We start from the raw sequence: 20,186 nt of genomic DNA on the forward strand, positions 1-20,186 counted from the left end.
GGTGTTTTTTATGAACGATTGAGAATTAAAAATTCAAATTAAACTTAGCAGCAACTTCCTGCAAGTCCTTTACCACTGGCGCTATTACGGGAACGCCCTTTTCCAGCCGCTCATGATGCATTTCCCTTTCAGGGTCCCCGGGGATCAGCACCTTTTTCCCCGCTACCGGTGCAGCTGCGCGAAAACGGCCGATCCAGGTGTCCATATTCGCCTTAAACTCATCTGCCGGCCGGAATGCGTCTACACGCATAGCGCCGAAGAAATGCCCCAGGCCCTCTCCTACCGGATCCGGCGCCAGCGGGAGAAAACTCACAAAAGGCGGCGCCCATGGACCATAATTGGCGCCTGAAAGAACGGCCGAAAATATATCAACAATTGCTCCCAAACAATACCCTTTATGACTTCCATGCTCACGATCGCCACCGAGAGGCAGCAAAGCCCCGCCGCTCTTGAGTTCATGAGGATTGTTGCTTGGGTTACCTTCTTTATCCTGGATCCATCCGTAAGGAGCTTCTTCATTTTTACGCTGCAATATTTCCAGCTTACCATTCGCCGCGGTGGTAGTAGCGAAATCGGCCACAAATGCAGGTTGCTCCTTTGCCGGAATAGCCACTGCAATAGGATTGGTGCCCAGCATTCGTTCAGTGGAAAAAGTGGGCGCTACGAGTGGACTGGCATTGGTCATTGCCATCCCTATCATATCCTGGTCCAGCGCTTTCATGGCGTGGTAACCAGCTATTCCAAAATGATTGGAGTTTTTCACGCTTACCCAGCCGGTACCTGCTGCTGCAGCCTTTTGCATGGCTACTTCCATGGCATAAGGCGCTACTACCAGCCCCAGGCCGGCATCGCCGTCGATAACAGCTGTGCTGGGAGTTTCATGTACCACCCGGATATTGGGCCTGGTATTGATCCGCTTAGCCTCCCATAAACGAACATAGCCCGATAAGCGGGCTATTCCATGGGAATCAATACCTCTCAGATCTGCCGATACCAGCACTTCGCTGGCCAGGGCTGCATGTTCCAGGCTGCAACCCATGTGGATAAATACTTCCCTGGTGAATTCTCTCAAATGATGATAAGAAAAAATATGCTCCATCTGTCAACGGGGTTAGGCCTGAGCGGTGGGACCACCGAAATTCAATGGTACTGACACCTGCTCCTGGTCCTGGATCGGGGCCGTGTACAGATTCGTATTTCTTAATATTATCAAGCATGGCTTTCATAAAACGCTTGGCATGCTGCGGTGTGAGTATAATACGCGACTTCACCTTAGCCTTTGGCAGACCGGGCATCACATTCACAAAGTCTACCACAAACTCGGCATTGGAATGGGTGATGATAGCGAGATTCGCATATTGCCCCTCGGCGATTTCTTCATTCAACTCTATATTAAGCTGATTCTGTTCTTCATGCTGATTTTCCATGTTGTACGATTTAGCCGTACAAAAATAGAAAAAGAGGACTCAAATGAGCCCTCTTTTTTTATAAACAGCGGATTGACCGGTACTAATAGTCGTCTTCATCGAATTTTGTCCTCAGTACACCCGCCACCACGTACTTCTTCCCGGGATCAGAAGAAATTTGCAGTTCCATGTAAATACTGTCGGTTACATGCCCGGCTTTTGATTTACCTCCATCAGGGAAAACCTTTCCGGAAGTGATGGTAACGGTAGCGGCACTATTCTCATCTTTGGCATTGGTGGCACTGAACGTGAGATCGGAAAGGTTCACATCTACCTTCGACTGGAAATCAAATCCCAGTCCTGCATCCTGTACCCACATTTGCTTCCCGTCATCGGCGGCCGTGTTAAAAGTATTGATCTGCACATGGTCCCCATCCAGCTGCGGAGCACCGTTGAGCGACATGGTTACCCACCAGGTGCCAGCCATTTTCACTACCTGCGTGTTCTTCACTTCCGGCAATTCTTTCTTACAGGAAGCAAAAAGAACAGCGCCAGCCAGCAGCAACCCTGCGATATATAGTTTATTCATTATTGTTCTCATGGTAATTGTTTTAAGATCCGTTAACATTATAAAGCCCACCAAACCTTTTGATAAATAGGCACTTCCGCTGGTGTATTACTGTTCCTGCTCCTCTCCACATCCGGAAATACCAGTCGTTTGGGAAATTTGCCGGCGCCGGTTACCCCGTTACGGGAATATACCAGCTGGCCAGGGATGTAAGACGGATCAGTAGAATATACCGGGCTGTACTTGGGATACCCCGTTCTGTTTTGTTCGAGGAAACCTTCCAGTGCATGCGAACCGGGGAAAGAAGCCCATTTCTGCGTAATGATGGCCTCCAGTTTTTTGTCGAAGGATGCTCCTGTTGGATAAGCGTATACCTTTCCCGCCTGGATGAAAGTATCAGCACTCAGTTTGTATTGCTGGAATGCAGCACGTACTCCTGCATCATAGTAATCTTTCGCCTTGGCGCCACCGAAATACCGTTCGTCTGCTTCAGCCAGCATAAAATTGGTTTCAGCCCTGGAAATCAGGTAAGCGGTGTCTATAGCTGTTTGCCTGTAAATAGCTGCTACATTGTAAGTGGGAGATAAACTGGTAAAATCGCCCTGGTTGATGCCATAATAAACGCCCCCTGCTGCACCCGGTGCACGGAAGATCTTGTTCATCCGTGAATCCTTGTTCTTCTGCAGCCACGACATCATGGTATAGCTTGCGCGGATGTTGGTGGTAGTATTCAGGCTTCGGATATTGGATTCATATAAGGGATTGTCCTGCCCCGGAGCATCCTTGAAGTTACTGTAGGAAGCATCCACATCGGTGAGGAACTCAGCGCCGCTGTTAATCAACTCCATGATCTTTGTTCTTGCCTGGTTGGGATCTGCATTCACCAGCCGCAGGTACATTTTCAGTTTCAGCGTATTGGCAAACTTCACCCATTTATCCATATCTCCCTTGTAAATAATATCCTGCGCGGCATTCTCATCAAGGATGGTAACGGTGAGGTCTTTTGACAACGCAACATCCAGTTCTTTCAGCAACCACTGATAAATGCTATCGCCCCTGTCAAATTTCGGCTGCAGCTGGTTTAATCCCCCAAAGGCTTCCTGGTAAGGTACCTGGTCGTACAGGTCTACCAGTATCTGGTAGGAATATGCCTTCATCACGGTTCCCATCAAACCAAAACTATAATCATGCAGGCTGTCGCACAGTTTGAGCATCAGGCTGTAATCTTCCAGTGCGCCGGAAAACATCTGTGTATACAACGCATTGTAGTCGGTACGCTGGATGTTATAGGCATCAATTGTTTTGTACTGGTTAGAGGCATTGCTCTGTGTCCAGTATTGCGCCCATATACCACCAATAATAGCGCCATCAGTACCGGCGCATGATATGGTAGACATCACTGCCGGCGGGAACAGCACATAAGGGGTAGCCTTCTCCAGCGGCGGGTTATTCGGATCATTGTTGATATCCAGGTTCTTCTTGCAGGACGTGCCCAACATCACTACCGCAGAAAGAAGGATAAAAATATATTGATGATTGTACGTTTTCATGATATCAGAATTTAAAAAGATTAGAAGGTTACCCTCAATGAAACACCATAAGATTTGGTGGTAGGCATGCTCCTGAATTCACCAAGCTCACTGTTCAGGTCATTACCATAGTTGGATACTTCAGGATCAATGGATGTATTGCCTTCCGGTGTCCCATATAAATAAGTTGCGCGCAAAGGCTGTCAGCGTCAGGTTGCTGGCGGCAATTTTCCTGGCGGCCGAAGAAGGTAAGCTGTAAGAAAGCGTGATATCACGCAGTTTTAAAAAGGTTTTATCAAGAATACGCTGTGAATAGGCACCGCCTTTATTGGTAGTATGATACCAGTAGGCATCATAATTATAGTCTGTGAGCGGAATGGTGTTTTCACCATATATCGGCTTAGCCTGGGCATCAGTACCTATCTGCATTACAGAGTTTGGCACTACGAATGCCCTCCTGTCGTTATAGGTGGTTTGCAACGCATTTCCTACGAAGTAGGTAAGGTCCGCAGTACCGGAGTAGAACACGCCTCCTTTTCTCCAGTCAAAAGAGAAGCCGAGGGTAAAGTCTTTATAGCGGAGCGTATTTACCAATCCCATGGTAAAGTCGCGCTGGGAAGTACCGTAATATCCATCCACATCTGCTGCCTTTGGCAACCCGGTAGCATCCACAATTGTTTTCCCGTCTGGTGTGGTGGCCGATACCGGTGCATAAAATACACCGAGCGGATCACCCTTGCGGGCCACAAATTTTACGTCGTAAACAAAATTCAGTACAACCTGGTTAAGCCCTGATGGCAGTTCTTCTACTGTATTCCTGTTGCGGGCATAAGTATAATTTATGTTCCAGGTAAAATCTTTTGTTTCTACGGGTATAATGTTAACAGATAATTCTATACCCTTATTCCTCACCTTACCAAAGTTCTGCGTAATGCTGGCATAGCCCGAACTGGGTGTGGTGGGCACTGCAAGGATCTGACCTTTGGTAAGTTTGTTATAATAGGCAAGATCAAATCCCAACCTGTTGCGCAGGAATTTTACTTCACCACCCAATTCATATTCTGTACTCAGTTCAGGGCCAAGCTCAGGGTTTCCAATATTATCACCTACCGTGTAACCCGGGATACCATTAAAAGGAAAATCCAGCGTACCAAAAGGAAGATCTATGATCTGCCCGGTAGATAAAGTTGTTTTAGTGAGATAAGGACCGGCATCATTACCTGTTTTACCCCAGCTGGCGCGAAGTTTCGCAAAAGAAATACCCCGTTCATCCAGTTTCAGCGCTTCAGATAAAATGAAGGCGGCGTTTACGGCCGGATAAAAATAGCTGTTGTTTTTTTCTGGTAAGGTAGACGACCAGTCGTTGCGCGCATTCAGGGTCAGGAACAGGTACTCACGGAAGCCCAGAGTTGCCTGTGCATAAAGACCATAAATACGACGCCTGAATTCCTGTGTTTGTGACACCGGTGTATTAGGTGAGTTGGAGATCACGTAGAAGCCCGGAATAGCCAGGCCTTTCACAGCCGAAGTGAATATTTTTCCTTCCCGCTGGTTAACGTTAAAACCAATCAATCCATCAAGAGTAAAATCTGAGCTCAACTTTTTATTGGCAGTAAGCAGGAGATCGGAGTTGAACTCGCCCCTGTAATCACTGTTTTCCCTTACATAACCAACGTCCTCCTGCCGTTGTGCACCTTCCACATTATTGCCATCATTCCAGCTGTCGAGCGATGGCCTGTTTTTCGCCTTATATGTTTTAGACTGGGCATTTGTAACATCAGCACCAATACGCCATTGTACATTCAACCAATCTGTGATACCATATTTCAGGTCAATGTTTCCAAAGATCCTGTTACTCTTCAGGTTGTTCCCATTTTCATACAGGGAATAATAAGGATTCTCTGCGTATGGGGTAAAGTAGTTATCTACATTGTAATATTTATTCTTGTAATCTTTGAACTGGGAAATATTGATGTCTACCGGGATCTGTATAATGTCTTCAAACAAAGAAGAGCCAAGTCCGGATTCACTGCGGGTAGACGCTGCTTTAGCATTTTTATTTACATAGTTAAAGGAAGCAGAAGCGGAGAACCTGCCATATTTTGTAGATGCTCTTGCAGAGAAAGTATTTCTTTTATAAGAATCTGCATCTGTAGGCAGGATACCATCGCTGTATACATTACCATAAGACAGGAAAAAAGTGGAGGTTTCATTTCCTCCGCTAACAGCAATACTGTTGTTCAGTTCCTTACCGGTTGTGAAATAGTTACGTACATTATCCTTTACAAAAGAAAATGGTTTTGTTAATGACACCCCATCCACCGGAGCGCCCCACTCGCGGTTCTCACCGGTTAAGCGCGGGCCCCAGCTACCATTTTCAGAAAGAATGAAAGTACCGCCCCATCCCTGACCAAACTTTTCCTGCATAGTAGGCAACATACCTACATTGGAAAATGTGGCAGCGGAGGCCACATCAACTTTCAATCGTCCGCTTTTACCTTTTTTGGTGGTGATCAATACCACTCCGCTGGCGGCCCTGGAGCCGTAAATTGCGGTAGCAGCGGCGCCTTTCAGGATACTGATGGCTTCAATGTCATTAGGGTTGATATCATTGGCATTGTTACCAAAATCGTAACCGCCGTTGTTGACTCCTTTTCCATCAACGGTAGAACCGGGGCGATCGTTATTCAATGGCACCCCATCTATTACATACAGTGGCTGGTTACTTCCCTGCAGCGAAGAATAGCCGCGCAGGATTACCTTATTGGATGCACCGGGAGCGCCACTGGTAGTGGATATTTCCGCACCGGCTATTTTACCGGACAAGCCATCCATCATACTTACAGGCGCCACCCTGTTAATTTGTTCTGTAGCAAAATTGCTGGTGGCGTACCCAACGGTCTTTTTCTCCCGCACCAGTCCTAAACCTGTTACTACTACTTCCTGCAGGTTTTTATTATCTGCTATCAATGTAACCTGGAGATTGGAACTTTCACCCACGGTTACTTCCTGTGCTTTGTATCCAACGCTCCTTATAATGAGCACTGCAGATGCACCAGGTACGCTCAGGTTAAATACGCCGTTATCATTGGCGGTAGTGCCTGTGGAGGTACCTTTAACCTGGATGGTGGCAAACGGAACCGGATTGCCATCATTACCCTTAACGGTACCTGTAACCTGTCGCTGCTGCGAGTAGGCCAGGCTGATAATTGCCATTAGCATGGCAAAAAGGAGGAACCCCTTTTTCATAAAAGTTTCAGATTTTGGTTGAAGAAGAAATACACTGGGTCGTATAAATGCTTACCCGGTAAATATCACCAGGAACTGCTACCGGTGTATTCACCGGGCATTGTTGTATCGTGATGCCATTCTTTAACAGCATAAAGAGGCCTTTCATGTTCCGAAGACATGATTAAGAAGAAACCGGTTCTGCGTTCGCAGCAACCAATAAGCATCCTTTATACTGTTAGTACAATGGTGGCTTACTATGTAAAAGCAGCATTGTTCTTTTTCATATACAGTTCGGATTTTGGTTGTACAATTGGTTCAGAAGTCTATGCCAGACTATCTATGTCCTCTCACAGCAATTTGTTGTACTTTTCACTGTTAGTAAACAGTTAATCTCATTAATAAAGGAAATATGGTTAAGTGCCCGTCTTAATCGCAATCGGTAAAAGTTTAGTCTTAGCTCTCTCTGTGTCTTATTTATTATCGATTTGAATCATGACAAACGTTGTGTAGCGGGTTTACAGCCATAATCACAAGCCTTATTATCTTGCAGATAAGTCCTTCTCATAAAGCAAATCAAATTTAGATTTTGGTTGATATCCACAAGGTAGAAAAAAAAAGTAAATCACGGTACATCTACTTAACATTATTTTAACAGCTGATAAATTTCACTACGCAAGGAGCTGATAATCAATTTATAAGCAAGTTAAAAAAATTCATCTTCCGGCTATAAGATACTGCAGCTGAAACTGGAACATTGTTTTCCTATTTCCGTTTATAACATCATTACCGCTGCCGATACTGGTTTGGCCCGGATACAAACCCTGGTGGAAGCGTCCCCAGCATGTTAACCGGCGGCTACTCTTCCACTTTATATTCAGGTAATACTGCCAGCCTTCGCCATACAACTGAGACACTGCATTATCATATAGCACGCTGCTTTCTGTTGCATATATCCTGCTGTTGTAACTACTCGTCTGAAAACGTGATAACCTGCCGCTTATTGTGAATGGCAAATGATTAAACCGGTAACTGGCATCCTGGTAAATCATCCAGCCCCGCTGTTTATTTCCTTCCAGCCCGTAATTACTGTATTCCAGCCTTGTTTTGATATCCAGTTGCCTGTTTATTTTCAGACTCCATTGAAAACGTAGGCGCGTAGCCGTTACAGCCGCCAGTACCTTTACAGGGTTACCGGGCAGTAAAAGGTTTTCTTCGCTTTGCCGGAAATTATACCTCAGCAATAAGGCCATCTTCTTACCTGGCACATAGCTACCCTGCAGGAAAAAGTCTTTCCCCTGAGAAGGCGCATTGCTCCGGTATTTCAGCCAGGGAAAATGAAAAAGATCCGCGTATCCGTCTACCTGCCAGCGTGGGGTTATTTTCAATGCAACCGCAGCATATAATCCCTGTTCGTTAGCAGTCCGGTAGCCATCCCCGAATCCTTTGGCGTACAATGATTGGTAAGCTCTATCATAGTACCTGTACACAATGGCCACATCTGCCGTTGGCGCCACGCTTGTCAGCAGGCCCTGAACTACAGCGGGCTTCCCGTTACTGCTCACTGCAGCCTCACCGAATAAGTGTACGTTTCTCCAGGTACCGGAATAATCCACACTCGCGGCATTGAGCTCTCCGCCGTTAAAATCAAACTGGTTATACGGCGCCAGTTTCTTTTGCAGTACCGGCTTTAGATGGTGACTGGTTATATTCGCACCCAGCTGCCATCTTGCCGCATGGTAACGGATGCTGCCGCCGGCGCTTAGCTGTTGCACCTGTCCGCGTTTGGCTGCTTCTGTTACCGTACGGTGATAACCGCTGCTGATGATACTGGCAGCGGTCACTTCATCCATTAAAGTATCCGTGCCTGCATCCTGTTTACGAAGCGAAACAAAGGTTGTCAGCTCCCAACGCCGCTGTGCCAGCGTAATAGCTGCCCCCCTGAAAAAAATAAAATTCCCCTGCCGATGTATATGGCCGCAACACTTCTCCTTCCCTCTTTACCTGCATCACAGCAGCTCCTTTACCATAGGCCTGGCCCTGCCAGTTCAGTAATCCCTGACCTATGTTCACGGTATAGTCGCCCAATGCAAGCGCTTTCACCTTCCCATAGTTCCGGATAAAAATATGCGCACTGTAAAAATCGAATCCCTGTTTCTGTGCACCTTTAAAGAAGGCTTCCCCGGCATCTTTCTCCATTACTATCCCCCAGCTCATGTATCGAGGGAAACTATAACGGTAACGCATAAACACTTTATCAGGGCTTCCCCTGTAAGCAGGTAAAGTACTGTCGGTATGCATATAACCTTTGGCTTTCTCCCCTGCACGGCTATATCGTAGTAACAATGAATGATCCCCTTTACGCACATAGTCCTTCAGGGTATAATGAGGAGCCAGGTCATTGCCCACCTCTACATATGGAAGTATACGCCTGATCACATCCGGCTCAAACCCAGGCACTGCCTGTAATTCATAAATGCTCAGCAAATCTCCCAGTAAAGCCCGGTACTGCAAAAACCTGCTGATCTGTAAAGGCGTCAGCAAACCGATCGACTGCAATGCAGCTTCATCAGCTGTATTCAACCGGATCTTATGCCGCGCTAATGCATTTAACGTTTGCCACTGGGCATCATCCTCTGATACCATTTCCGTTCCCGCTGTTTCCCGTTCCAGGTTATTCTCTGCAGCAGGAGATAATACTTCTTCCTGCTGACGCGCGTATGCTTCACTACCCGCCAGCAGCAATAACAAACAGGCGGCGATGCCTCCCATCATCAAACGGTTATTGGCCATATCAATAATAGCGGATATAACTTCGGGGTACATATAAAACCTCCCCGCCCACAGCGTAAAGATTTTCCACATCATTCTGTTGGTGACGAAGGTGAAAGCTGCCATACCAGGGAAGTAGCGGGTGTAATGCCAAGCTGCGGATGAAACGCGGCGGCAATATCTATCCGTAGTGACCTTAGGAATAAAATCACCGCCGCATTATTGTAAGCGGCGCCGGATGCAACACCTATTTCCAGGGCCAGTTGCCGGATAATACGGTAATAGGCAGATGCCTTTACGGTTGTAAAAGTACCCATGCCAATCACTTCGCCGGTCAGCAGGAAATCGCGCGATGCTTCAAACCCCAGACCACCGCTGTACACAATAGCCGCATCGGCTGGTTTGTACACATGCAATCCTCCATGCCACTGCTCACTGATATGCCAGAGCAATCCCCCATCCACGCTGATTTTCGCTGTGCTCCCAAATCCCTGCACACTAATGGTTTCATAATTGAACTGCAACCCGATACCAGCCTTCTTTCCCACCTGCATACCATAGGCGCCGCTCATTCGCTGCTGATGCCAGGCAGTATTACCCAGCCGTGCAATACTGCCGCCGAATGCACCTCTGTGAACAGGAACAGCTATCATCGCCACATATAGCGACGCATCCTTCAACATAAACCTGTTCTCTGTATAAATACCTGCAGACAAAGAAGACAAACACGATAATCCTGCCGGGTTGGACCATGCAGACAATAACTGCTGGAAATGACGACTGTAACTGCCGCTACCGGTATACTTTCCTACCGGTGTTAATAAAGATTGCGCATACAGCAACGATATCCACCACGTGAATAAAAAGGTCAGCAATAACTGTTTCATCAGGGAATTGGGTTTAACAATAAAATCAGCCGGCAAACAGGTTAACAATATCTCACCGGCGAATACAAAAATAAACAGCTGAAATAAGAGAAGTGTTAATGAAACATAAACACCGCGGATGTTGTCTGACTCAGGATTATGATGATTACGCTGATTTAACTGGGGAATGGCAACATGATTTTAAAGATGCAATTCTTGGTTAGCTTGCAGGGATATATAAATAAGAGGCTACGTTTTCATACGTACACCGATTCTATATCTCATAGCAACTAAATCTCAAACATCTTGTACTTATCTAGATCATTGAATTTTGTGATCTATTTTGTTTATTTCACCCGAAGCATGTACTTTCATGAAAGTCTGTTTGAGAACTAAATTTTAATGATTAACCCGCACCCCTAGTAACATGTTAAAGATTGTTATGAGACCCCTTAAGTCGGCGATGCCTGTACTTCTTCTGTTGGTTTTAGCTATATCCGGCTGCCAAAAAAATTCTTCTGAATTAGCCCAAAATCGACCAACCGATATTTCAGTTAAAGAAGCGAAAAATTGGCTTTCGTTAGGACCATCAGGAATTCAACCGGTGCTAAAGCAACGACCTAACCCTGGAATTCCGGATTGGGGAAACGCCCAGTTTTTTAAGTTTCAAGATAAATCAAGCATTTTAAAAGTGCCATTAATCGGTTATAATCTTCCAGTCGGCTACCGGGACATTTTGTTTCAGAAAGATTCAAATGGGATTATCTTAGGAGCTATTCAGGAAGTACGGCCGGTTAAAGCATATCTGACTGCAAAAGGTCGGGAGGGAGATGAAAACATGAGGCAATTTGTGACCAATGGGGATTTTACTGGTGACATAATTATTTTTGATCCATTTGACAACGTTCCTCTCAGGGGCAGACGTTTTAAAGATGGCCTTGTGACTGGTGACCTGAAATACAAATCACGGGCTTTGATGGTGGATGATCCCATAGATCCGCCGAAGCCAAAGAAAAAACCAGGAGGTCTTGATGATGATGGTCCAGGCTTTGAAATTGACCTCCCTCCAGTGGAAGTGACCGCACCCGGACCGCGTACTCCAAGTACCCCTGGTACTGATATTCCCTTTCCTTCAGAGCCGGTACTGCCTAAGCCTGGCGGGCCGGTTACTCCTAATAATCCAATGCCTATAGGGGGCGGAGGGAGTGGTACCCATACCAGCGTTTTTGATATTGCAAATAAATTAACAACACCGTGTTTTAAAACTATATTCTCAGAAATACAATCTAAAACATTGCAAAATACAATTAGTAAAATGCTTAATAAACTTTTTGGAAGCACGGATGTCATAAATTTGGATATTGAAGAAGGTAAATTAAAACAGGGGGTTGATGGAGATACAAGAGATATGGGTACCTCACGGGGATACAGAGCAATAGGGATTACCTTAAATACCAGTGAGCTTCAAAATGCCTCGAAAGAATATATTGCGGCAACAATCCTTCATGAAGCTGTTCATGGTATTTTCCTCATAAAGAATAAAAACCCATTATTAGATCAACACAATGAAATGGGATCATTCTATATTACCTACATGGCTGAAGCCTTGGAAGAATTGTATCCAACGATCTCACCAGATGATGCAACTGCTTTAGCTTGGGGTGGAGTTCAGGAGTCATACGGATGGTCTGAATTAGTCCGAAAGAGTCCAGTTGGTATTAACTCAATAATTGAAGCCAATAAGAAATATAAAACTGGTACATTAGGGACGAAGTGTAATTAATAATAATCGGAGACTCTTATGAAAACATTTTGCATCTTAATCTTATTATCTTGCTTTGGTAGAATTATGGTAACTGCCCAAAACAAAGAGACAATGTATCAGGCAGAATTTGATACTTTGGCTAAAAAAACAATACGTAATTTCAGAATTCCCAGAGATGTTGCAGAATCCTGCAAATCTTCTGTTATCGCATTTATTATTAGAATTGATAGGAAATTAAACAAAAACATCGCTATAAAGAAAGAAATTCAATTCTCAAAAAATTTTCCCATAGAGCTTAAAAACGATATATTAAATAACCTTGTGATTTTAGAATCCATAAAATGGGAAAAGCTGTTTCCTAGCATAAAAAGTAGTGGTACTTACTCATTCCTTGTACCAATGGTTTATTATTTAAGTACTGACTGTAATGAGAGAATAAATTCTGGGGAGTTTGCAGACATTGTTAATGCTGGACTATCTTTTGATGAATATCCGCAACATTCATTATTTTTTCTTAAGCCTTTAGTCATTTCTATAAGTAAACCAATACCGTAGATTAGTTGGAAATATACTTTACTTATCCTTTAAGGCAATGCTTAATGCTGCTATCTCTAATCAACTTAAAAGCTGGGTAGCCAGGACTGTTAACTCGTTGGGGGATAATGAGCTATCGCCAAAAGATTCCTTAAATTCTCAGAGAACCCTCCCGAAGAGTTTAAAGATAATCTGTTGAAATTGCAGCAAGCTGATGTTAAATGGTCTGCATTCCTGCATGGGTAACCTTCACGGAAAAGGTATGATTTACTACTTACTGTCTATATAATAATAGATTCAGTTCATTTTGTATTTGCAGCCCCGGAAAATGGTCTTGTGCCAGCGAATTATTTTACACAGATTTATAATTTCAATGATACGAATTATGACTTAAGTTCAGCTATTTTTCGTACCTCCTATTGTCATGAATGCTTCGAATATAGAAATAGATGAGAGTCAACGACTAGACACCAATGATATCCGCAAAGCATTATCACACACCTAAGTTATATTATGAATTCAAAGGGAGTGACTGGAATTTTTATCTGCTTCATTTTTCTAATTAAAACTGCTTAGGTGGGTCTTTTGTTGCAAATGCCAATGATCTTTATCCTGGAATGTTTCAATTTGGAGAAGTCGACTTGATAAGTGAAAAAGGTTATGCATGGATTCGGACTACCACTGCAGAAAACTGAAAGTAAAATGGTACCAGGTAGCACGCAACTTCATTGGTAACGATCAGATATGTTTTCACAATGCTTATGTTTAATGACCTTAGTGTTAGTGGAACAAAATTGAAGGTCCTAATCCACTCCTTCTTAACTGCTATTTAAAGTAGCTGAATATTACAATACACAAATGACAATACGCTGGTAAGTTTAAGAGCTTGTTTAAAAATTAAAGGATGTGAAATTAGAGAAAAAGTAAGCCAACGACGAAGTACTTCTTTGGCGGGTATGGATGATGCGCTAACTTTACTGCAACAGAATTTTAAAGATGCAATTCGTCGTGAGCTTACTTCTAAAAAGGAAGTTACAGTGCCAAATAGACTACCATGATTAAATTGATTATATAGTTTTCTTTTACTCTCAGCATATCCCATAAAAAAAGGTTGTTCCCTGATAAAGAACAACCTTCTATAATGTCACAAAACCCGCCAATCATCTACTCAAAAACAAAAAAATACTCAAATCCTCAAAAATCAAATCATCGTAATCATCATAATCCTGAGTCAGACAACATCCGCGCACGCATCAGAACAAACCGTACAACTGGGAATCGATCCTCGAAATAATTTCTCCCAGGTCCTCATCGCTCTCAGGGAATTTGTTCTTGTCAATATCAATGATCAGTAACGGTCCTTCGTTATACTTTTCAATCCAGTTATTGTAATATTCGTTCAGGCGTTTCAGGTAGTCGAGGCGGATATTTTCCTCGTACTCCCTTCCCCTTTTCTGTATCTGCGCTACCAGCGTGGGAACGGATGCCTGCAGGTAAATCAGCAGGTCCGGTGGTTTCACCATGCTTTTCAGCGTTTCAAAAAAATTGAAATAGTTATCAAAATCACGTTTGGTCATCAACCCCATTTCATAAAGATTAGGCGCAAAAATATGTGCATCTTCATAAATGGTCCTGTCCTGGATCACCGTTTCTTTCCCGTTCTGCACTTCCAGCAACTGTTTCAACCTTCCGTTCAGGAAATATACCTGCAGGTTGAAAGACCAGCGGGGCATATCTTCATAGAAGTCGTTCAGGTAAGGATTGTGCTCCACATCTTCATACTGGGGATGCCATTTGTAATGCCTGCACAACATTTCTGTGAGCGTGGTTTTGCCGGCGCCGATATTGCCGGCGATGGCGATATGTTTGATCTTATGCTGTTTTGCCATGCGATATGAAGTGGTTAATACTGAAAATAGCTACAGTTGGCGACTTTTTCAATAATAATTTATTCCAATTAGTTTTTTCGCCTGTTGCAAAGTTTGTGCCGCATTCGCCCTGGCCTTTTCTGCACCGGCTTTCATAATCTTCTTCAGGTAGTCGGTATCACGCTGCAGCTCTTTCGACCGCTCCCGGATAGGCGATATAAATTTCACCATATCTTCTCCCAACTGCTTTTTCAGATCCCCGAACCGGATATTGCCCTTGTTGTTCCATTCGGATTCATAGAACGCCACGGCATCCGGGGCAGACACCAGCTTCATCAGGTCCAGCAGGTTTTGTACAGAGTCCGGAACAGGCGCCCCCGGCTCACCGGAGCCGCTGTCTGTTTTAGCTTTTTTGATCTTGTTGATGATCTTATCATCCTCATCTGCCAGGTATAGGGTAGCCAGTTCATTCTCACTTTTACTCATTTTACCATTGCCATCCAAGCTGGGGATACGTACCAGGCTGTCGCCATAGTTAAATGCTTCCGGCTCAGGGAACAGGTCACCATAACGGTGATTGAACCGCTGGGCGAAGTTACGCGCCATTTCCAGGTGTTGCCCCTGGTCCTTGCCTACCGGTACTTTTACCGCACGCTGGATCAGGATATCCACGCTCATGAGCACGGGATAAGTAAGCAGCCCGGCGTTCACATTCTGTGGCTGCAGCCGCACTTTATCTTTAAAGGTAGGCACCTTTTCCAGCTCGCCCACATAGGCAAGCATATTCATGAGCAGGTACAGCTCTGCTATTTCAGGGATGTCGCTCTGTACATACAGTGATACTTTCTCAGGATCCAGGCCTGATGCAATATTCTCCGCCAATACCCGCATTACATTCCCGGGAAGATCCTTCGGATCAGGATGGGTGGTCAGCGAATGCCAGTCTGCCACAAAAAAATAGCAGTTAAACTCGTCCTGCATCCGGATATAATTACGGATAGCGCCAAAATAATTGCCTAAATGCAAATAACCGGTAGGGCGTATGCCGCTTACCACAATTTCTTTTTCAGTAGCCATAACAGGGCGCAATTTAAAGAATAGCTTTTAGCTTTTAGCCATTCACAACAGGCTGTTTTGTAAAAAAAACGCCAAAAGCCAAAAGCAGATGATCAAAAGCACTTTATTCTGTCCGTTTATCCCTAATTTTGAGATACTATCATATTTACCATTTATATTTCATTATCTTTTGATTTAATTTGATTATGGAAGTGAACGACGTACTGGTGCAGCAGCTGGCCGATCTGGCCCGGTTGGAATTCAATGACCAGGAGAAGATTGAGATACGGGGAGACCTCCAAAGGATGATCACGTTTGTGGAGAAACTCAATGAACTGGATACTACAAACGTAAAACCATTACTTCATCTGACAGATGATTATAATGTTTTCAGGGAAGATAAGGTTATACCCGTGATCACCCGTGAAGAAGCTTTGAAAAACGCGCCTTCCGCCACGGAGGAATACTTTAAAGTACCGAAAATAATAAAGAAATAACCCACATGGAAAAGTCCGTCATACACCTGGAAGAAATCAGGAAAAGCTATTTTCTCGGTAAAAATGAATTACCGGTACTAAAAGGCGTATCGCTGGACATCTTCAAAAATGAATACGTAGCGCTCATGGGCCCCTCTGGCTCCGGGAAGTCTACCCTCATGAACATCCTCGGATGTCTCGACACTCCCACCGCAGGAAAATATGTTCTCAGCGGACATGATGTGAGCAAAATGGAAGATAACGATCTGGCCCTTGTTCGCGGCAAGGAAATAGGCTTCGTATTCCAGCAGTTCAACCTTATGCCCCGCCTTACCGCCCTGGAAAATGTAGCTATCCCGCTCATCTATGCAGGCATAAGCAAAAAGGAAAGAGACGAAAGAGCCATCGCCATGCTGGAAAAAGTAGGTCTTGGCGAACGCTATAAACACAAGCCCAATGAGCTTTCCGGCGGACAGTGCCAACGCGTGGCCATCGCCCGCGCCCTGGTAAACAATCCATCCCTCATCCTTGCCGATGAGCCCACCGGTAACCTCGATTCTAAAACATCCGTGGAAATCATGGAGATCTTCGGTACCATCCATGCCTCCGGTAATACTGTAGTACTGGTTACCCATGAAGAAGATATTGCCGACCACGCCCGCCGTGTTATCCGCCTCCGTGACGGCGTTATCGAATCAGACCGCATCAACGAAAAAGTACACGCGTAAAATATCAGTTACAAACAACGGCACATTACAGGCATCTCAGCGATCCATACAATCAGCTGAGGCGATCCGTAATGCCGTTATTCGTAATTTGCAGACCAATCAACACCAACACCCATGTCTTTCAAAATATATACTAAAACAGGCGATAAAGGCAAAACATCCCTCATTGGCGGCACCAAAGTACCCAAGAGCGATGTCCGTATCGATGCCTACGGCACCGTGGATGAGCTCAACTCCTACATCGGCCTGGTAAACGATTACATCGCCGACCAGGATACCAAAAACCTGCTCCGCGAAATACAGGACCGCCTCTTTACCATAGGCGCCGCACTGGCCTGCGACCCCGACAAGGAAACCAAACTGAAAATACCGGACCTCCACGAAGCGGATATCACCCTCCTGGAAAAAAGCATCGACCAGATGAATGAGGAGCTCCCTGTCATGAAGTCGTTCATCCTGCCAGGCGGCCATGTAGCCGTATCCACCTGCCACATCGCCCGCTGCGTATGCCGCCGCACAGAACGCCTCTGCGTAGGCATGCAGGAACACGATATGTTCATTGAGCCACTGGTACTGAAATATATTAACCGCCTCAGCGATTATCTTTTTGTACTGGCCCGCTGGACGGGCCATAAACTGGGTGCAGCTGAAATCCCCTGGAAACCCCGGGTATAAAAAATTGCTTAAATTTGTCAAATGTTTACAGGAATCATAGAAACACTAGCAGAAGTAGTATCTACCAGGAAAGAAGGCGGCAACCTGGTGATCACGATACAAACGCCACTGGCAGCCGAATTGAAAGTAGACCAGAGCGTATCGCATAACGGCGTTTGCTTAACCGTTACCAACATCAATGGCAACACCTACGAAACCGTAGCCGTAGATGAAACCCTGCAAAAAACAAATCTCGGCCAGCTCAGCCCCACTCAGTTCGTAAACCTGGAAAGGGCTATGGTGTTCAACGGCCGCATCGACGGACACCTGGTACAGGGCCATGTAGATAGCGTAGGCGAATGCCTCTCCTGCCAGGCACAGGACGGCAGCTGGCTTTACCGCTTCCGCTACCCTTCCGAATTTGCAGCGCTGATCGTGGAAAAAGGAAGCATCTGCCTCAACGGCATCAGTCTTACCGTTTTCAACGTTACCAACGATGAATTCTCCGTGGCCATCATTCCATACACTTACGAATTCACCAATATATCGAAAATAAAAACCGGCAGCCTAGTAAACCTGGAATTTGATATCCTCGGTAAATACGTGGCCAGGCAAATGGCGGTAAGGAATTAATACACCCGGCGACTGCCGGGCGCTAAAACAATGGAAACCGCATGCTGAAATATCTCCTGCTCTGCACCGTCCTTTTTTTTACCCTGCCGGCAAATGCACAGCAGGCAAAAGTAGCGCGCATAACAGCCTTTTATGATGCAGATGCAGTAACCGAATTGTACAACACAGCCCCACTGGGCATCCGGCTTACGTACACCGACAGCTCCACACAGCAAACAACAGGCCTGCTGGAAGGAAACCTGCGCTGGAACAAATTAACCGTAAACAGCAGCAACGGGCAGGTACAAAACGGTGTATTACGTTTTAACAGGGAACAGCTGGTGAAAGATAATTACCGTATAACCCTTACCGTTACTACACCCGACAACTCCACTCATCAGGCCTTCCTGCAACTACCCGTCATCACCGGCATACGGTTCAATCATTATGCCGACAGCATAAAACGCGATATCCGTTTTTACCTGAATGTAGAAGGAAAATTCAGCAGCGGGAAAGTATTCCCACTCGATACAAGCGCTGTCCGCTTTGCTGCTTCAGATGGAAAATTAATTGGTCAGGATCTCTTACTACCTAAAAATGATACGGTAAAATCAGTAACGGTAGAAGCCTGGTACAAACATAACAACCGGCTTTACCTGCGCTCGGTGATCCCCGTAAAACAAGCCCCGGACGCGGACTCACTCATTATGAAAAATACCGACGGACTCTTTAAAAGAAAACGGAGAAATTAACTAGATCAGCATACGGGATTTCAACTCAAGATACTTGTTCACTACATTCAGTGTCAGTTGCTCCGGGGGGCTTAGCAACGACATAATACCATACTTAGCCAGCTCCTTTACAATGAGCTTCTTATCGTAGGCGAACTTCTGCACAATGGTTTGTTTGTAAATACCTTCCACATCCTGCACTGTTTGCTCCGTAACCCGCTTCAGCTCTGTATTTTCAAAAAACACTACCAGCACCAGGTGATAACGCGCCAAACGCCGTAAAAAAGGCAACTGCCGGTGCAGGCTCGACATCGACTCAAAATTAGTATAGATCATCAGCAGCGACCGTGTGGATAAACTGCCGCGCAGCTGCACACTCAGCGCTTCGTAGTCGCTCTCCTGCCATAATGTTTCCTGTGCATACAGCGTTTCAAGGATCTTGTTCACCTGTATTTTTTTATTGCTGGCTGCCAATACCTCTACTTTGCTTTCCGTAAAAGTAACCAGCCCGGCCTTATCTCCTTTGTCAACCGCCACATTACTGAACACCAGCGATGAATTGATCGCATAATCCAGCAGCGATAACCCATTGAAAGGCATCTTCATATTACGGCCTTTATCAATGATGGAATACACCTGCTGCGATTTTTCTTCCACATAATTATTGATCATCAGGTTACCACTGCGGGCAGTGGCTTTCCAGTTCAGCATACGCACATCATCTCCTTTTGTATAGGGCTTGATGTGATCAAACTCCATACTGTGGCCAATTACACGGCGTTTGTGAACGCCCAGTTCATTCAGCCGGTTCATATACGAATACAATGCATAATGCCGCAGCTGGTGAAAACTGGGATATACGCTGATGGTTTGTTCATTATTAAAAATAAACCGCCGGTTCACAATACCCAATGCACTTCTCACAAATACATTACTATAACCAAAATTATACAGCCCTCTTTCAACCGGCCGCAATACATACCGGAAAATATGTCCACCTCCTGCCGGCACCTTTGCCTGGAGTAAAAAATCGCGGCGCTGGAACTGCATCGGCAGTTCATCTATTACAGATACAAATACCGGGAACGGGTACCGGCTCTGGAAGTCAAGCAATACCTCGTTATCATCCCCGTTACTGAAACGGTTACCGGTTTTCCGTTCCATCGATACAATGGAGGAAGGGCGCAGGATCAGCAGGATCATATCCAGTAATACAATACCCACCAGCACAATAAACGCGATCACCGCAATATTGAAAATATGCGGAACAAAAAACGAAAGGATAAACAACAGGATATTCCCTCCCAGCAGGAAGTAAAGCCTGTTGGTAAAAAAGAGTATCTGGAATAAATTATTTTTTACAGTGGCTGGCATACTAATATCTTCTTGGAGA

Annotated in this window: 18 protein-coding genes; 7 read left to right on the forward strand and 11 right to left on the reverse strand. The window is 45.1% G+C overall.

Annotation, left to right across the window (positions count from 1 at the left end):
• Positions 1–25: 25 nt before the first annotated feature.
• The 8 genes from ABIE50_RS30795 to ABIE50_RS30830 form a co-directional block, all read right to left on the reverse strand.
• On the reverse strand, positions 26–1,039 hold the full coding sequence (locus ABIE50_RS30795) for an Ldh family oxidoreductase (protein WP_354028300.1): 1,014 nt from the start codon (positions 1,037–1,039) through the stop codon (positions 26–28).
• Complete coding sequence (locus tag ABIE50_RS30800; protein ID WP_354028254.1) at positions 969–1,427, reverse strand: DUF3467 domain-containing protein; 459 nt, start codon at positions 1,425–1,427, stop codon at positions 969–971. Before ABIE50_RS30800 ends, ABIE50_RS30795 begins: the two co-directional genes overlap by 71 nt.
• Before the next feature lie 82 nt (positions 1,428–1,509).
• Positions 1,510–2,007: a lipid-binding protein gene (locus ABIE50_RS30805; protein ID WP_209862856.1), complete on the reverse strand. Its 498-nt coding sequence runs from the start codon at positions 2,005–2,007 to the stop codon at positions 1,510–1,512.
• A 26-nt stretch (positions 2,008–2,033) separates the two neighbouring features.
• Positions 2,034–3,524, reverse strand: a complete 1,491-nt coding sequence (locus ABIE50_RS30810; RefSeq protein ID WP_209862859.1) for a SusD/RagB family nutrient-binding outer membrane lipoprotein — start codon at positions 3,522–3,524, stop codon at positions 2,034–2,036.
• 126 nt (positions 3,525–3,650) lie between these two features.
• Positions 3,651–6,752 (reverse strand): SusC/RagA family TonB-linked outer membrane protein, encoded by a 3,102-nt coding sequence (locus ABIE50_RS30815; protein ID WP_354028255.1) that lies wholly within the window; start codon positions 6,750–6,752, stop codon positions 3,651–3,653.
• Positions 6,753–7,447: 695 nt separating this feature from the next.
• On the reverse strand, positions 7,448–8,584 hold the full coding sequence (locus tag ABIE50_RS30820; protein ID WP_354028256.1) for a hypothetical protein: 1,137 nt from the start codon (positions 8,582–8,584) through the stop codon (positions 7,448–7,450).
• Positions 8,585–8,609: 25 nt separating this feature from the next.
• Entirely contained in the window at positions 8,610–9,629 is a 1,020-nt protein-coding gene (locus tag ABIE50_RS30825; RefSeq protein ID WP_354028257.1) for a ComEA family DNA-binding protein, read from the reverse strand.
• Positions 9,596–10,390, reverse strand: a complete 795-nt coding sequence (locus ABIE50_RS30830; RefSeq protein ID WP_209862868.1) for a hypothetical protein — start codon at positions 10,388–10,390, stop codon at positions 9,596–9,598. Before ABIE50_RS30830 ends, ABIE50_RS30825 begins: the two co-directional genes overlap by 34 nt.
• Positions 10,391–10,796: 406 nt before the next feature.
• On the opposite strand from ABIE50_RS30830, the gene ABIE50_RS30835 reads away from it, so the two are divergent.
• Complete coding sequence (locus tag ABIE50_RS30835) at positions 10,797–12,152, forward strand: hypothetical protein (protein WP_209862871.1); 1,356 nt, start codon at positions 10,797–10,799, stop codon at positions 12,150–12,152.
• Between the two features lie 18 nt (positions 12,153–12,170).
• Complete coding sequence (locus tag ABIE50_RS30840; protein ID WP_209862874.1) at positions 12,171–12,689, forward strand: hypothetical protein; 519 nt, start codon at positions 12,171–12,173, stop codon at positions 12,687–12,689.
• A gap of 1,232 nt (positions 12,690–13,921) precedes the next feature.
• Here the strand turns inward: ABIE50_RS30840 and ABIE50_RS30845 are convergent.
• Together ABIE50_RS30845 and trpS are read right to left on the reverse strand one after the other, a co-directional pair.
• Entirely contained in the window at positions 13,922–14,557 is a 636-nt protein-coding gene (locus ABIE50_RS30845; protein ID WP_142686051.1) for a deoxynucleoside kinase, read from the reverse strand.
• A gap of 48 nt (positions 14,558–14,605) precedes the next feature.
• Positions 14,606–15,613 (reverse strand): tryptophan--tRNA ligase, encoded by a 1,008-nt coding sequence (gene trpS / locus ABIE50_RS30850; protein ID WP_209862877.1) that lies wholly within the window; start codon positions 15,611–15,613, stop codon positions 14,606–14,608.
• A 185-nt stretch (positions 15,614–15,798) separates the two neighbouring features.
• On the opposite strand from trpS, the gene gatC reads away from it, so the two are divergent.
• The 5 genes from gatC (at position 15,799) to ABIE50_RS30875 (ending at position 18,814) form a co-directional block, all read left to right on the forward strand.
• Entirely contained in the window at positions 15,799–16,089 is a 291-nt protein-coding gene (gene gatC, locus ABIE50_RS30855; protein WP_142686049.1) for an Asp-tRNA(Asn)/Glu-tRNA(Gln) amidotransferase subunit GatC, read from the forward strand.
• 5 nt (positions 16,090–16,094) lie between these two features.
• Complete coding sequence (locus ABIE50_RS30860; RefSeq protein ID WP_142686048.1) at positions 16,095–16,796, forward strand: ABC transporter ATP-binding protein; 702 nt, start codon at positions 16,095–16,097, stop codon at positions 16,794–16,796.
• 114 nt (positions 16,797–16,910) lie between these two features.
• A complete protein-coding gene (locus tag ABIE50_RS30865; protein WP_142686047.1) occupies positions 16,911–17,471 on the forward strand; it encodes a cob(I)yrinic acid a,c-diamide adenosyltransferase in 561 nt (186 codons plus the stop codon).
• A 21-nt stretch (positions 17,472–17,492) separates the two neighbouring features.
• A complete protein-coding gene (locus tag ABIE50_RS30870) occupies positions 17,493–18,083 on the forward strand; it encodes a riboflavin synthase (protein WP_209862880.1) in 591 nt (196 codons plus the stop codon).
• 41 nt (positions 18,084–18,124) lie between these two features.
• A complete protein-coding gene (locus ABIE50_RS30875; RefSeq protein WP_209862883.1) occupies positions 18,125–18,814 on the forward strand; it encodes a hypothetical protein in 690 nt (229 codons plus the stop codon).
• Here the strand turns inward: ABIE50_RS30875 and ABIE50_RS30880 are convergent, their stop codons facing one another.
• Positions 18,815–20,167 carry a DUF58 domain-containing protein gene (locus ABIE50_RS30880; protein WP_209862886.1) on the reverse strand — a complete coding sequence of 451 codons (1,353 nt, stop codon included), beginning with the start codon at positions 20,165–20,167 and terminating at the stop codon, positions 18,815–18,817.
• Positions 20,168–20,186 lie beyond the last annotated feature (19 nt).

This window comes from Chitinophaga sp. OAE865, from assembly GCF_040546735.1.
Lineage (GTDB): Bacteria > Bacteroidota > Bacteroidia > Chitinophagales > Chitinophagaceae > Chitinophaga > Chitinophaga polysaccharea_A.